Source organism: Rhodococcus sp. 2G (assembly GCF_001886355.1).
GTDB lineage: Bacteria > Actinomycetota > Actinomycetes > Mycobacteriales > Mycobacteriaceae > Rhodococcus > Rhodococcus pyridinivorans.
Window position 1 is genome coordinate 108,526 of the sequence record NZ_CP018063.1, and the last position, 13,999, is coordinate 122,524.

The following is a 13,999-nucleotide window of genomic DNA, read 5'->3' on the forward strand; positions in this document are numbered from 1 at the left end:
ACAGGAGAAGACATGACCGATCGTCGATTGCACCTCAACGCCTTCCTCATGCCCGTCGGCCATCACGAAGCGGCCTGGCGTCTGCCGGAGAGCGACCCGAACGCGAATCTCGACATCCAGCACTACATCTCGCTCGCCCGCACCGCCGAGCGTGGCAGGTTCGATTCGGTGTTCCTCGCCGACAGCCCCGTGCTGTTCGCGAATCCCGAACGGCGTCCGAGCGGCAAGCTCGAACCCACGATCATCCTCACCGCGATCGCGACGGCCACCGAGCGGATCGGTCTCATCGGGACCGCGTCGACGACCTACAACGAGCCCTACAACCTCGCGCGTCGATTCGCATCGCTGGACTTCGTCAGCGGGGGACGGGCCGGCTGGAACATCGTCACTACCGCCGGTGACGACGCCGCTCGCAATTTCGGTCTCGACGGCGTGCCGGCGCACAAGAGCCGCTACGCGCGGGCCGCCGAGTTCGTCGAGGTGTCGACCAAGCTGTGGGACAGCTGGGAGGACGACGCGATCGTCGCCGACAAGGAGGCGGCGATCCACGCCGACTCCGCGAAGGTCCACACCTTCGAACACGAGGGAGAGTTCTTCTCGGTGGCCGGGCCGCTCAACGTGCCGCGGTCGCCGCAGGGCTATCCGCTGCTCGTGCAGGCGGGCTCGTCGGAGAACGGCAAGGACTTCGCCGCGCTGTACGCCGAGGCGATCTTCACTGCTCAGCCCACCTTCGAGGAGGGCAAGGCGTTCTACGACGACGCGAAGGATCGGGTCGGCAAGGTCGGCCGCGACCCGCGGCAGGTGCTGATCCTCCCAGGCATCGTGCCCGTCATCGGCGATACGGAGAATGAGGCACGCGAACTCGACGCCGAACTGGCCCGGCTGATCTCGCCCGAGTACGCGCGCCACCAGCTTGCCGAACGGTTCGGGTTGCGGCCGGAGCAGCTTCCGCTCGACGAGCCGCTGCCGGAGAACCTGCCGTCCGAGGACGAGATCGAGGGAGCCAAGAGCCGGTACACGCTCATCGTGCAGCTCGCGCGACGGGAGAACCTCACGGTGCGGCAGCTCATCGAACGCCTCGGCGGCGGTCGCGGCCATCGAACCTTCGCGGGCACGGCCGAGCAGGTGGCCGACACGATCGAGCACTGGTTCCACAGCGGCGCGGCCGACGGCTTCAACATCATGCCCGCCGTGCTGCCGTCGGGGCTCGAGAAGTTCGTCGACGGTGTGGTGCCGATCCTGCAGGAGCGCGGTCTGTTCCGCACCGAGTACACCGAATCCACCCTGCGTGGGCACTACGGGCTCCCACGGCCGGAGAACCAGTTCACCGTCGGCGGGGCGTTCGTGGGGTTCGCGACGCAACGCTGAGCCTCTCCGCCCACGGGCCGGTGGTGGGCGGTTCCAGGCGATGCTCGATCAACCGCACCCGGGTCCGTCGTCAGTCGACCAGCGCCACCGACGTGACGCGGTGCAGGACGAAGCTGCGCACCGAGCCGGTCGCCGGGTCGAAGGCCTGCACCTGCCCGCCGCCCACCGACACCGGGTCGACGATGCGGCGCGTCGCCACACCCTGAGCGTCGACGTAGCCGAGGGTGACGCTGCGCTTGCCGTGCACGGCCAGTTGCAGCAGCGCGAGCGTCGCCGCACCGCCGGACCGGCTGCCGTCACCACGTGCCGAGGCCGTCGGTGTCGCGGACTCCGCACGGTCGCCGGCGCGCAGCGTGCGCACGAGGGTGTCGAGCTGCTCGTCGCTCGGCGCGATGGGCCCGGCATAGCGGGCCCGGGCACGCGGCATCGCGACGCGGGCACCCCGGGGCCGTAGATCCACGATCGCTCCCGATGCGTCCTCCCCGGCGGGAGCGAAACCAGCGGCGCGCAGCTCGGTGAGCACCTCGGCGAGAGGCGCCTGCGAGATCGCGACGGTCGGGGCGACCGCGCGCAGGGCGAGCGTGGCGGCGACCGGGGCGGACAGTACCTCGGTGAGCAGAGCCGGATCGTCGGCGCGGACGAAGGACGTCGCCACACCGGCCCGCAGGCGTCCGTGGCGACGCGCGACGTCGTCGATCAGGTAGGTAAGCGACTGCGGCACCGGGGTGCGCGAATGCGTCGCGAACAGGCCGTGCAGGTCGCTCGCGCCGAGCCCGGCGTCGAGCGCGCGCCGGATACTGCTCTCGCCGATCCGGTAGACGGTCGCGGCACCGGCCGATTCGACGTCGGCGACGAGCGCGATCCGCTCGCCGAGTTCGGGGACGAGCGGTCCGGGGGCGACGACCGTGAGGTCGGCCTGGACGAGCACGTAGTCGACGGGTTCGGGGAGCACCGCTGCCATCTCGGCCTCGGCGTCGCCGCCGTGCAGCAGCGCCTTGCCCGGCGACGCGAGCATGCCGTGCGCGACGAGACCGAGTGTCGTCGCCTCGCGCACGGTCTCCACGACGCTCGTCGTGTCGAAGCGACTCGCCCAGCGAGGACGACGCCACGCCGCAGCGGTACGCAGGTCGGCGACGTCCGTGCCCGCCGCCGGCACGTCGGAGAGGGCGTCGAGCAGCAACCGGCGGTCGCGGGCGGCAGTAGGGGACTTCACCTCGTCGGACAGCGCGGCGACCGGCTTGTCGTTCTGGTCGCGCCGGCCGATCAGCCAGGGCCGGCGCGGCAGATCGAGCCAGGCACCGGCGAGCACGGCCCAGCGGTAGGCGGGGGAGGACGCGAGCCACGCGTCGGTGGCGGTGGTCGGTGCCCAGTGATCGTCGTCCCCGGGTGTCGGCGGATCGGGGAGGCCCCGCGCGATCAGACCGGCACCCGCGAGGACCTCGACGACGAGCGCCGTCTCGTCGTCGTCGAGTCCGACCGCCTTCCCGATGCGATGCAGTTCGCGGACACCGAGCCCACCGGCCTTGAGGACGGGGGCGGCTTGCGCACCGAGGGTGTCGAGAACGTCTTCGCAGTGCCGCAGCAGTTCGAGGGCGGCGCCGCCGGCGGTCGCATTGACGTCGGCGGTCGATCGGGTGGGTTTCGGTGCGCGCGGGGGAGCGAGCGCCGCCGGATCGAAGGGAGCGTCGTCGCGCAGTGCCTGGCCCACCCGGTGGGGGAGTTCGACGGTCTCGTCGTCGATGCGGAAGAGCAGCCCGGCGGCGAGCAGTTTCTGCACGGGCCGGTCGGCGGGGGTGTCCGGTGCGGCGTCGCGGGTCCGACCGATCGGGGACGTACGCGACAGGGTGTCGAGGATGCTGCGCTGCTCGGGCGGAAGAGCCGCGAGGAGGTCGTCGAGCTCCTGCCGGGACGGTCCGGTGACGTCGCCGGTGCGTCCGACGCGCCACGGAACGGCGTCCACGGCGGCGGCGACGAGACGCAGTTCGTCGGTGGACCCCCACACGAGCAGCAGCGAGCGCAGGGTGGACAGGATCCGGTCGAGATTCCTCGCGCTGATGCGGCCGGAGACCTCGTCGAGCACGGCGGCGCGGGAGACGGGGGTGTCCACCGCTCCGAGACGGGCCAGCACCTCGATGATCCCGAAGGCGGCGGTGTCGAGTTCGTCGGCCGCACGGAACACCGAGGCGCGTTGCTGAGCCCGGCTCGCGAGCACGTTCATGCTCGCCGGTGGCGGCACTACGAGATCCGGACGGGCGCGCAGCGTGGCGGCCAGATCCGTGTCGCGTCGACCTGCCAGCCAGCGGGCGAGGGAGTCCGAGGCGGTGTCGGGAGCGGGCGTGGTCGGGGACATCCCCTCCAGATTAGAGACCTGCGGTAGCAGGCCCCGAACTCACCTGCCAAAATGAGCGCATGGCTACCTCTTCGAAAAAGCATTACGTCGACCACGGATGGCCCGAGCTGGCCGACGGTGAGCACGCTGTCACCGAACTGTCGTCCACGCGTTCCGGTCCGCTCTCCCCGTACGGTGAGGACACCGTGTTCCCGTTGCCGGTCGAGGACCTGCCCTACACGCATCCGAAGACGGTGATCAACCGCTGATCCGATCGCGGATCACCGAACAGACTCTTCCGTACGGCGCCCGGTCCCTTCGTGGGGGCCGGGCGCCGTCGTGTGTGAGGGATGAACGAAGGTCGTCCGCATATGCGGAAGGGCCTCGCACCGTGAACGGTGCGAGGCCCTTCCGGGATGTTCGGGGTGTTACTGCGGGAGCACCGCGCGAACGGCGTCCAGGATGTTCGGGTCGAGCTCGACACCGGCGTCCTGGAGTGCGGTGACGCCCTGCTCGAAGCCGGCCAGGATGCCCTGGACCTCGGCGGGGACAGCGGGGGTCTCCGGAAGCTGCGGGACAGCGTTCTGGATGGCCGGCGCAGGGGTCTCGGCGGGCGCCGCGTCGACGGAGCGCTGCGTGGGCGCGCTCGACAGGCCGAGGCTCGACGAGCAGGAGGGCCATGCGCCCCAGCCCTGGCCGGCGAGGACACGCTCGGCGACGGCGATCTGCTGCTCGCGGCTGGCCTGGCTGGCCGAGGCGGCGTATTCCTGGCCGCCGTAGGCGTTCCAGGTGCTCGGCGAGAACTGCAGGCCACCGTGGTAGCCGTTGCCGGTGTTGATTCCCCAGTTGCCGCCGGACTCGCACTGTGCGAGGCGGTCCCAGTCGGAGTCGGGGGCGGCAGCGGCCGTGCCGCTGAACGCGACACCCGTGACGCCGAGGACTGCGCCCGTCAGCGCGAACTTCGCGACGGTACGACCGGTATTGGTGGGCTTGCGATGGCGTCCGCTCATGTCGGTTCCGTGTTCCTCTCCGTACGCACCTACGAGGTCAGCTGTCGGGTTCGGGCTGAAGAGGTCGCCCGGCCGTGTCGCTCCGTTGGGAGCGCCTTCGGCTTCACCCCGAGGACCGTCGCGCTTGCGTCGGCCCGGGCCTCCTGGACACCGTCCGGCTGTGGGCCGATCGGTTCCTGGGAGACCGGTGGGTCCCCCGTTTCCTGTCCCCTGTGGATCGTTCGTCGGGACTTCCGGAACCACGGGACAGGAATTTGGCGCGGCGGTTCCGGACCGGTCGAGCCAGGCGGTTCGACCGGACATGACGGTAACGGTTCCGAGGGCGAAGTGTCACCAATTGATAACGCGCCGATTCGTGTGGCGACAGACGTGTGTGGCGCGGACCAGGGAATGAAGTCCCAGGTAGTGGGGTCCGGGTACCCGAAATTTCGTTTCGAGTCCTGCTCGTTATCGGCTCGTTATGTGAGAAAGATCACATGTAACTCGGGCGGGCATCCACAGGAACGATCTCCTTCCCCAGGGGCATCAGGGAGATCGGGATCATCTTCAGGTTGGCGACGGCGAGCGGGATGCCGATGATCGTGACGGCCATGGCGAGCGCGGTGGCGATGTGGCCGAGGGCCAGCCAGATACCGGCCACCAGGATCCAGATGACGTTGCCGATCAGCGACATGGTGCCGGCCGTCGGCTTGTCGACCGTCGTCTTGCCGAACGGCCAGAGCGCGTAGATACCGATCCGGAACGACGCGATGCCGAACGGGATGGTGATGATGAGGATGCAGCAGATCAGACCTGCCGCGAAGTAGCCGAGCGCGAGCCACAGCCCGCCGAAGATCAACCAGATGATGTTGAGCAGGATCCTCATGTCCGGTCTCCGTTCCGAGCGCGCCGGCCCGAGCGCAGCGCGAAGGCGATGGCGAGGGCGAAACCCAACGGCCATGCGAGGGTCAACAGATACAGCGCGAGTCCGGGCGTGCCGTCGGTGACCGCCGGAATGAGGAAGATGGCGACGACCGCCACCACACCGACGACGAAGCAGGCGATCGCGGCTTTCAGGAGGCCGTTACGCGGGGCGGCAGACGAATCCGAAGATGAAGTACCCACGTGACCACGGTAGTCGCCGCAAGGACGGACGGTGACGTCCGGGAGCGGGAAGACGATTCGGGAGCGGACCCACCTCTGCGGGTACACTGACAGGTGTCTACGCGTCCCGCTCGACCGAGCCGGGGCGCGTTGTTTTGCATGGTAAACGGGTTGCCCCGCTGTGGGGCACAGCTTTCGAGGAGCAGGTGAGCGCGGTGCCGACCGGCAAGGTGAAGTGGTACGACGTCGAGAAGGGCTTCGGCTTCCTGTCCCAGGACGAGGGTGAGGACGTCTACGTCCGCGCCTCGGCACTGCCGGAGGGAGTGGAAGCGCTCAAGCCCGGTCAGCGCGTCGAGTTCGGTATGGCGGTGGGCCGTCGGGGTCCGCAGGCGCTGAAGGTCGAGCTCCTCGAGCAGCCCACGTTGCGGCAGGGTCGCCGCGAGGCTCCCGCCCAGCAGAAGCGCCGCGCGCCGGACGAACTGCACGGCATGGTCGAGGACATGATCAAGTTGCTCGAAGCAGCGGTCCAGCCCGATCTGCGGCGCGGGCGTTACCCCGACCGCAAGACCGGGCAGCGCATCTCCGAGGTCATGCGGGCGATCGCGCGCGAGCTCGATCACTAGGGACGAACCACGACGGGCCGTCCTCGCCGTGTGCGAGGACGGCCCGTCGTCGTATGCGGGGTCGGGACTCAGAACGTCTTGACGGCCCACACGGCGTGCGCGATCGGTTCACCGGCCTCGTCGACGACGGCCGACGGCAGCTGGATCTCCACTCCGAGCAACTGCAGCTCCGGGGAGCTCTCCACGGTGAGGGTGCGGCGTGCACCGGCCTCGAACATCGCGCCGTCGATGTAGGTCTGCCCGGTCTGCGTGTCGCCGTAGACGGTGAGGATGCGCCACGGAGCATCGGCGATCTCGTTCGGAAGCGACAGCTGCAGCGGGTAGCCGGCCGGCACGTCGAGCTGACCGATCGGGTTCTCCACGCAGTCCTCGAGATAGAGATTGCAGTGCTGCGCGGGATCGACCGTCACGGTCTTTCCCCGTGCGTACGCGGTGATGGTGGGGAGCGTGGGCTCGGCCGAATCGACCAGTTTCCACACCGTGGCGGCGACTCCCGCTACCACGACCACCAGGGCCACCAGCAGCAGCGCGAGAGTCTTCTTCGTCCGGGCCTGCAACTCAACTGTTCCAATCTTCGGTGGGGGATCCACCGGCGCGCCTCCGCCCGGCAGCCGTCTCGGTGGAGACGCGTTCGGGTCGACGGCCGCCGAATCCCGGCAGCAATGTCCCCCCACGGTATGTCAGCACCGTCTGCGCGAATCCGAGAACCAGCACGACGGAGACCACAGCGAACCCGAGCCACAGTTCGGTCGGCAACAGCACACCCATCGCTCCGCCGAACACCCAGCTGAGCTGGAGAACCGTCTCGGACCTGCCGAATCCGGACGCGATGGACTCCTCGGGAAGGTCCTGCTGGAGCGATGCGTCGAGCGAGACCTTGGCCAGCGCGCTGGCGCACGCCGCCACGAGCGCCGCCAGCGCGGCGGCCAGGACGTTGCCGGTCGCAGCGACGACGGCGGACACGACGACGACCGCGGCGGTGCACCGCACGACGATGAGAGCGGGCCGTCCGAGCGCGAGTCGCGCTCCGGTCGCGTTGCCCGCGAAGTTGCCGACCGCGGCGGCGGCACCGACACCACCGAGCATCGCGGCCTGCATGAGCGGATCCTGTCCGGTGGTGTTCTTCGCGACGAACGCCATGAACAAGGTCAGGAAGCCGGTGAGGATGCGGATCGTGCCGTTGCCCCACAGTCCGGTCACCACCGCCCGTCCCAGCGGCTGCTTCCGTTTCCCGGACTTGGTGACGATCACCTCGGTCACGGTGTCGGCGTTCAGCACCTCGGTGCGCGCGTCGGAGCGGTGGTACGACAGCGTCGCCGGCACCTCACCCTCGGTGACCTCGACCCAGGCGGGGATACGCATGCTCAGGTAGGCGCCGAATGCGGTAATCCCGGCGCACAGCCACAGTGCGCCCGACGAACCGAATGCCCATGCCGCGGCCGCCGCGATCGCGCCGGCACCGATCGTGCCGCCGACCAGGCCGAAGACCGTCAACCGGGAGTTCACCCGCACCAGATCGATCTCCGGTGGCAGGACTCTGGGTGTCACCGCGGATTTGAGCACCGCGAACGATTTGCTCAGCACCATCATGCCGAGCGCCGCCGGATACAACAGCCAGCTGTCGAAGTTGAACACCAGCACTACCGCGAGCACCGTGCGCAGCGCGAAGGACGTCGCCAGCGCGACGCGACGACCGTGCTGCAACCTGTCGAGCAGCGGCCCGATGAGCGGGGCGATGATCGCGAACGGCGCGATCGTGATGAGCAGATACAGCGCGACCTTCGTCCTGTCCTCACCGGTGGCCGCCGAGAAGAACAGGGTGTTCGCGAGCGCGACGGCGATGGCCGCGTCGGAGGCGAAGTTCGCCATCGTCGCGTAGGTGAGCGCCGTCAGGCCCGACTTGTCGGCGCCGTCGGCCGTGGCCGCTCGGCGGAAGGTCGCGATGCCCTTCGAGGTGAGTTCGCGGCTGCGCAGGGCCGCGACCCGCGTCACCGTCAGTTTCCGCGGCATGCGCGGAGCGCGCGGTGAGTCGGTCTCGGACGAGGACTCCGCCCGACCGGCCGCCGACGCACCCGGCGGTCGGCGCGGATGGTCGACGGGATGCAGGGGCGGCAGGGGAGTGCGACGGCCCGAGACGCGGCGCGGAGGCGGATAGTTGCTGTACCCCGGATGCTGCGAACCCGGGACACGGCCGTCCGCTCCCTCGGGGGCGGGTCGCTCGTCCGGTTCGGTCACGTCTTCGATTCTTCCCCACGCGATAGCGGCTGTAACACAAGGGCGGCACGTGGCCCGAGTGACGCGTGCCGCGATCGGTATGCCACCCGGATCACTCCACGAAACGCACTTCGAACAGCGTCGGCCAGTACTTGCCCGTCACCAGGAACCGATCGGTCCCGGGGATCCGTGCGATGCCGTTGAGGACGTCCACATCGGCTCCCGCGGGCAGCCGATCACGCAGCGGAGCCGCGTCGACCCGGGCCTCCACACGGCCCGAGGCCGGATCGATCAGCACGATCTCGTCCGTCTGCCACACGTTCGCCCAGACCCTGCCGTCCTCGGCGCACTCGAGTTCGTTGAGCTTCGACACGGCACGTCCGTCCCGGTGCACGGTGACGCGCCCGAGTTCGTCGAAGGTGACGGGGTCGCGGAAGATCAGCTCGGCCGAGCCGTCGCTCATCACCAGACGGCCGGGTTGCGCGCACAGCCCCCAGCCCTCGCCGTCGTAGTCGACCCGGCGCTTCTCGAGCAGGGTGTCGCGATCGCGGAGGACGGCCGTGCCGTCCTTCCAGGTCAGCTGCCACACCTCGTCGCCGACCACGGTGATGCCCTCACCGAAGAGGTCGTCGAGGACGGGTTCGCGGGTGCGCTCGGTCTCGGCGAGGGTGACGGTCCCGCCGTCGAGGTCGACCTCTCGGGCCGACACCCACGAGCGCCCGGCCCGGCCGGTGCCTTCGAGCAGTTCGCCCTCATCGATCTCGAGGCCCTGGGTGAACGCCTCCGGATCGTGGGGGTGCGTGGCGACGACTTCCACACCGAGTTCGGTGGCGGGTGGACCGGGTTCGGCGACGAGATCGTCGCCGCATCCGGCGGTGGTGACGCAGACGACCGTCGCGACCGCGGCCGAGAGGAGAAGACGGGGCACGCGCCCATCCTGCACCTCGCGTGTGAACGGTGCCTGTACGACCTTCCGCGACCCGCAGGCGCCGGAGCAGACAGGTCAGGCAGAATGGGGGTCGTGAGTGTTGCCTCTGCTTCCACTTCCCGAGGAACGAACCCCGTGGTCGATCCGGCGGTGCGTTCCGTGCTCGCCGACGCCGTCGACCTCGCTCGGGCCGCACTCGACGAACTCGGAGACGGTGGAGTCGGCGCCTATCTGGGCGTGACGCGCGAGGACGAGTGCTCGGCCACCCATCGTTTCGCCTCGGAGCTGCCGGGTTACCGCGGTTGGCAGTGGGCCGTCGTCGTGGCCGCCGCCCCGGATTCGGATCGGGTGACTGTGAGCGAACTCGTGCTCCTGCCCGGTCCCGACGCGCTCGTCGCCCCCGCGTGGGTGCCGTGGAGCGAGCGGATCCGTCCCGGCGATCTGGGTCCCGGCGACCTGCTGGCTCCCGCTCCCGACGACGTGCGCCTGGTTCCCGGCTACATGCTGTCCGGCGACCCCGAGGTCGATGAGACCGCCCTCGAGATCGGGCTGGGCCGCAAGCAGGTCATGAGTCTGGAAGGTCGCCTCGAGGCAGCGCAGCGCTGGTTCGACAGCGAATACGGTCCCGACTCGGAGATGGCGAAGGCCGCTCCGTCCTCGTGCCGCCTGTGTGGTTTCTATCTTCCGCTCGCCGGATCGCTGCGTGCGGCCTTCGGCGTCTGCGGCAACGAGTTCGCCGCCGACGGTCACGTCGTGCACGCCGAGTACGGATGCGGCGCGCATTCCGACACGACCTTGCCCACCGGCGCCGGCTCGCCGATCTATGAGGCGTTCGACGATTCGGCAGTGGAGGTCGTCGAGGTCGGACCGGCCTGCTCGGCGCCTGCGGAGTCCGCGACCACCGAGGTCGTGAGCACCGAGGTCGTGAGCACAGAGGTCGTGAGCACCGAGTCCACGCCGACCGATTCCACGGACGAGCTCGCCCCCGAGTCGTCTGCCCCCGAGTCGTCTGCCCCCGAGTCGTCAGCGTCCGAGCCGTCCCCGTCCGAGTCGGAACAGACCGACTGACGTGACCCGGCCGGACCCCGCGGATCCGTTCGGGACCGCGGCGTTACGCGAAGGGATCCTCGCGGCCTGGTCGTCGTCGCCCACCCGTCTGCGCGAGGACGCGGCGACCGAGGCCGATCATGTCCGCGCGGGTTACCGCGACCGCGTGTTGACCGAGCTCGCCCAGAACGCCGCCGACGCCGCCGCGCGTGCCGATGTACCGGGTGAGCTGCGTGTCTGGTTCGCCGACGGCCGTCTCCACGTCGCGAACATCGGTGAGCCGCTCCACGAGGGCGGTGTCCACGCGCTGACCGCACTGCGCTCGTCGAACAAGACCGGCGCCGGATCCACCGTGGGGCGGTTCGGTGTCGGCTTCACGGCGGTGCTGTCGGTCTCCGACGACATCGAGGTGCGTTCGCGCACCGGTTCGCTCCACTTCTCGGCCGAGCGCACCCGCGCGGTGCTGGCCGAGCGGAACCTGCCCGAGCCGGAGTCGGGTGTCCCGGCGCTGCGCCTGGTGTGGCCGACGGAGGCCCCGCCGGCGACCGGCAGCGACACCGAGGTCGTGCTGACCCTGCGCCCCGGGGTGGACCCGGTCGCACTGCTCGACGCCTTCCGATCCGAGGCCCACGACATCCTGCTCGAACTCCCGGGCTTGCACACCGTCCTCGTCGCCGACGACGAATTCACCCGTCACCGGCGCGAACTCGACAGCGGCCTGTGGGAGGTGCGGATCGGCGATCGCACCTGGTGGGAGTTCACCGGAGCGTCGGCGCGATGGCTGGTGCCCGTCGTCGACGGGCGGGTCGACCCGGTCCGCAGCGATGTCCTGCGTGCCCCCACCCGCTCCGACGAGGAGCTGTCACTTCCCGCGATCGTCGTCGCCGACGTCGCCATGCAACCCGACCGGAGGCGCGTGCTTCCCGGAGCCCACGTCGAGAACGTCGCCCGCGGATACGCGCGGTTCGTCGCGGCTCTGCCCGCCGAGCAGCGACTCGACCTCGTGCCCCTGCCGGGTTTCGCGCGCAGCGAGGTCGACGAACGCATCCGCGAGGCGATCCTCGACGAGTTGGCTGCCGGCGCGTGGCTTCCCGCCGCCGACCGCAGCGCCGATCTGGTGCCCGACCGGGCCGTCGCACTTCCCGGTCTCACCGACGACCTCGCCGACGTCCTCGGCGAGGTGGTCCCGGGGCTCGTGATCCCCGAGTTGTGCGGGCCGCGACATGCGTCCGCGCTGTCCGCCGTCGGCGTGCACCGGCTCGGTCTCGCGCGACTGGCCGAACTGCTCTCCGGGCACGAACGCGATCCGAAGTGGTGGAACCGCCTGTACGAGGCGCTCACTCCGCTCGTCGTCGACGCGGTCGCGGCCGAGGAACTCGCATCGCTGCCGGTTCCGCTGTCGGACGGACGGACCGTGACCGGCCCGCGTACGGCCGTTCTCGCAACGCAACTGCAGGATATCGGCCCGGTGTCCATGCCGTGGGTGCGTCTCGTCCATCCCGACGCCGCGCATCCGCTGCTCGCCTGGCTCGGAGCCGGCACCGTGACGGTCGAGGACCTGCTCGCCGACCCGGCGCTCGTCGCGGCCGTCGAGGACACCGATCCCGACGACCTCCACCCGGAGGGCGACCTCCCGGCCGGTGAGCTCGCCGACGTCGTGCTGCGACTGGTGCCGCTCGTGTCGCCCGCGGCCGTGCCCCGCGAACTCGGGGCACTGCTGCTGCCCGACACCCACGGCGACCTCGTCCCCGCCGACGAACTCCTGCTTCCCGGTGCACCGCTCGCAGAAGTACTCGTCGAGGACGCGCCCTTCGGCACCGTCGACGCGTCCGTCGTCGACCGGTACGGGGCCGACGCCCTGCGGGCGATCGGTGTGGGCTGGGGATTCACGGTCCTGCGTGCGGAACTGCCGACCGGCCCCGACCACGATCTGCCCGACGAACACCTGTGGTGGGAGCGGCTCGACGACGATCCCGAGGTGCTCGTCGCGGTGCGCGACCTCGATCTCGTCGACGATCGCCGCTGGTCGCGGGCGTTGACCCTGCTGGCCGCCGAGCCCACGACGGCCGAAGCGATCGCCGACCCCGCCGGATATACGGCGTGGTATCTGCGCACCCGCGCGTCGCTCGACGGCCGACCTCTGGGCCACTACCGGTTCGCCGACGACACCCTCTTCGAAGGTCTGCTCGATCCCTGTACCCACCCCGACGCATCGGCCTTCCGCAGCGCCCTCGCCGGAACGCGGATCGACGACATCGAACTGGCACAGACACTGCTCGACCGGCTCGCGGACGACAGCAGGTCGCCGGGGCCGGCCGCGATCGTCGCCGCGCACGACGCGCTCGCCGCGGCGTTCTCGTCGGGTGGTCTCGATCCCGAGTCGGTCACTCTGCCCGACGGGGTGCGCAGCCTGTCGGGTGTCGTCGTCGACGCAGTCGACGCTCTCGTACCCGACCGTCCGTGGTTCGCGGCCGCGATCCCGCACGACCGCCTCGTCACCGGCGGCAGGGGAACCGCCCACGCGCTCGCGGACGTGCTCGACATCGCCGTGGCGTCCGCGGTGGTCGACGCCGAACCCGTCGAGCAGGGGAGGAGTTCGACGTGGGAGCGCGAACCGGCCGCGGTCCTGGCCGGAATCGTCGCCGGGGTGCCGCTTCCGCGCGGCGTACTCGCGCTGCACGACCGACTCGTCCTCCGCTGCTCCGGAGCCCTGACCGGTGAGGTCGAGGTCCCGTGGTGGGTCGACGCGACCGGCACCGTCCACAGCACACCGATCGGCCTGGCCGCGGCACTCACCGCGCTCACGGCTCCGGACGTGAGAACCGAACCGTGACGCTCGATGCCGCGGTGCTCGACTGGATGGTGTCGCTCCGCGAGCCGTGGCTGACCACCGCGGTGACCGCACTCACCCACACGGGCGGGGGAGTCGCGACGAGCCTGATCGCCGCGGCGACGACGCTGCTGCTGGTGCGGGCCGATCGCCTGTCCGACGCCGTCCTCGTCGCCGGAGCGGTCCTCACGGGCTGGCCGTTGATGGTGTTGCTCAAGAATCTGTTCGGCCGTGTCCGGCCACCGGAACCCGAACGGCTCCTGGCCCTGCACACCGAGTCGTTCCCGTCCGGACACGCGATGACCAGCGCAGTTCTGGCCACGGTGCTCGTCGCGGTCGTCGTGCGCACGTGGCCGCGCGGCGATCGCCGCCGGACCGCCGCGACGATCGCGCTCGCCGGTTACACCCTCGTGATCGGGCTCTCTCGCGTCTACCTCGCGGCGCACTGGTTCACCGATGTCGTCGCAGGCTGGATCTTCGGGATCACATGGGCCCTGCTGTGGGTGTGGTTGATCACTCGGGTGCGGATCCGTCGCTGACACCGCTGTGGGCTTGTCGCGGACGGCC

General features: G+C 70.2%; 13 protein-coding genes and 1 riboswitch. Of the genes, 6 read left to right on the forward strand and 7 right to left on the reverse strand.

The genetic code is table 11. The features are described from left to right. Positions 1 to 12: 12 nt before the first annotated feature. Entirely contained in the window at positions 13 to 1,368 is a 1,356-nt protein-coding gene (locus BO226_RS00555; protein WP_071934407.1) for an LLM class flavin-dependent oxidoreductase, read from the forward strand. Positions 1,369 to 1,438: 70 nt separating this feature from the next. Here the strand turns inward: BO226_RS00555 and BO226_RS00560 are convergent, their stop codons facing one another. Continuing rightward, a complete protein-coding gene (locus BO226_RS00560; RefSeq protein ID WP_071934408.1) occupies positions 1,439 to 3,718 on the reverse strand; it encodes a helicase-associated domain-containing protein in 2,280 nt (759 codons plus the stop codon). A 59-nt stretch (positions 3,719 to 3,777) separates the two neighbouring features. Between BO226_RS00560 and BO226_RS00565 the strand changes: the two genes are divergently transcribed. Next, positions 3,778 to 3,966 carry a hypothetical protein gene (locus tag BO226_RS00565; RefSeq protein ID WP_006551681.1) on the forward strand — a complete coding sequence of 63 codons (189 nt, stop codon included), beginning with the start codon at positions 3,778 to 3,780 and terminating at the stop codon, positions 3,964 to 3,966. A gap of 159 nt (positions 3,967 to 4,125) precedes the next feature. Here the strand turns inward: BO226_RS00565 and BO226_RS00570 are convergent, their stop codons facing one another. The 3 genes from BO226_RS00570 to BO226_RS00580 form a co-directional block, all read right to left on the reverse strand. Then, positions 4,126 to 4,707: a transglycosylase family protein gene (locus BO226_RS00570; protein ID WP_006551680.1), complete on the reverse strand. Its 582-nt coding sequence runs from the start codon at positions 4,705 to 4,707 to the stop codon at positions 4,126 to 4,128. A gap of 10 nt (positions 4,708 to 4,717) precedes the next feature. Next, a riboswitch (cyclic di-AMP (ydaO/yuaA leader) is annotated at positions 4,718 to 4,858 on the reverse strand. 321 nt (positions 4,859 to 5,179) lie between these two features. After that, complete coding sequence (locus tag BO226_RS00575; protein ID WP_024103083.1) at positions 5,180 to 5,572, reverse strand: YccF domain-containing protein; 393 nt, start codon at positions 5,570 to 5,572, stop codon at positions 5,180 to 5,182. Continuing rightward, the gene (locus tag BO226_RS00580) at positions 5,569 to 5,811 is read right to left on the reverse strand and encodes a hypothetical protein (protein ID WP_024103084.1); all 243 of its coding nucleotides are present in this window, start codon (positions 5,809 to 5,811) and stop codon (positions 5,569 to 5,571) included. Before BO226_RS00580 ends, BO226_RS00575 begins: the two co-directional genes overlap by 4 nt. Before the next feature lie 194 nt (positions 5,812 to 6,005). Between BO226_RS00580 and BO226_RS00585 the strand changes: the two genes are divergently transcribed. Further along, entirely contained in the window at positions 6,006 to 6,413 is a 408-nt protein-coding gene (locus BO226_RS00585) for a cold-shock protein (protein WP_006551677.1), read from the forward strand. 68 nt (positions 6,414 to 6,481) lie between these two features. On the opposite strand, the gene BO226_RS00590 is transcribed toward BO226_RS00585, so the two are convergent. The 3 genes from BO226_RS00590 to BO226_RS00600 all read right to left on the reverse strand — a co-directional run bounded on the left by BO226_RS00590 (position 6,482) and on the right by BO226_RS00600 (position 9,555). Continuing rightward, positions 6,482 to 7,003, reverse strand: coding sequence for a DUF2771 domain-containing protein (locus BO226_RS00590; protein ID WP_231911977.1), 522 nt, complete (start codon positions 7,001 to 7,003; stop codon positions 6,482 to 6,484). Continuing rightward, positions 6,972 to 8,648 (reverse strand): MFS transporter, encoded by a 1,677-nt coding sequence (locus BO226_RS00595; protein ID WP_006551675.1) that lies wholly within the window; start codon positions 8,646 to 8,648, stop codon positions 6,972 to 6,974. Before BO226_RS00595 ends, BO226_RS00590 begins: the two co-directional genes overlap by 32 nt. Positions 8,649 to 8,739: 91 nt before the next feature. Continuing rightward, the gene (locus BO226_RS00600; protein WP_006551674.1) at positions 8,740 to 9,555 is read right to left on the reverse strand and encodes a glutaminyl-peptide cyclotransferase; all 816 of its coding nucleotides are present in this window, start codon (positions 9,553 to 9,555) and stop codon (positions 8,740 to 8,742) included. Positions 9,556 to 9,639: 84 nt separating this feature from the next. On the opposite strand from BO226_RS00600, the gene BO226_RS00605 reads away from it, so the two are divergent. Genes BO226_RS00605 through BO226_RS00615 form a run of 3 tightly spaced genes read left to right on the forward strand, consistent with a single transcriptional unit; the run spans position 9,640 to position 13,971 of the window. Next, complete coding sequence (locus tag BO226_RS00605; protein WP_442977166.1) at positions 9,640 to 10,623, forward strand: DUF3027 domain-containing protein; 984 nt, start codon at positions 9,640 to 9,642, stop codon at positions 10,621 to 10,623. 1 nt (position 10,624) lies between these two features. Beyond that, entirely contained in the window at positions 10,625 to 13,435 is a 2,811-nt protein-coding gene (locus BO226_RS00610) for a sacsin N-terminal ATP-binding-like domain-containing protein (protein WP_071934410.1), read from the forward strand. Next, positions 13,432 to 13,971, forward strand: coding sequence for a phosphatase PAP2 family protein (locus tag BO226_RS00615; protein ID WP_071934411.1), 540 nt, complete (start codon positions 13,432 to 13,434; stop codon positions 13,969 to 13,971). The genes BO226_RS00610 and BO226_RS00615 overlap by 4 nt, the downstream gene beginning before the upstream one ends. Positions 13,972 to 13,999: the final 28 nt, after the last annotated feature.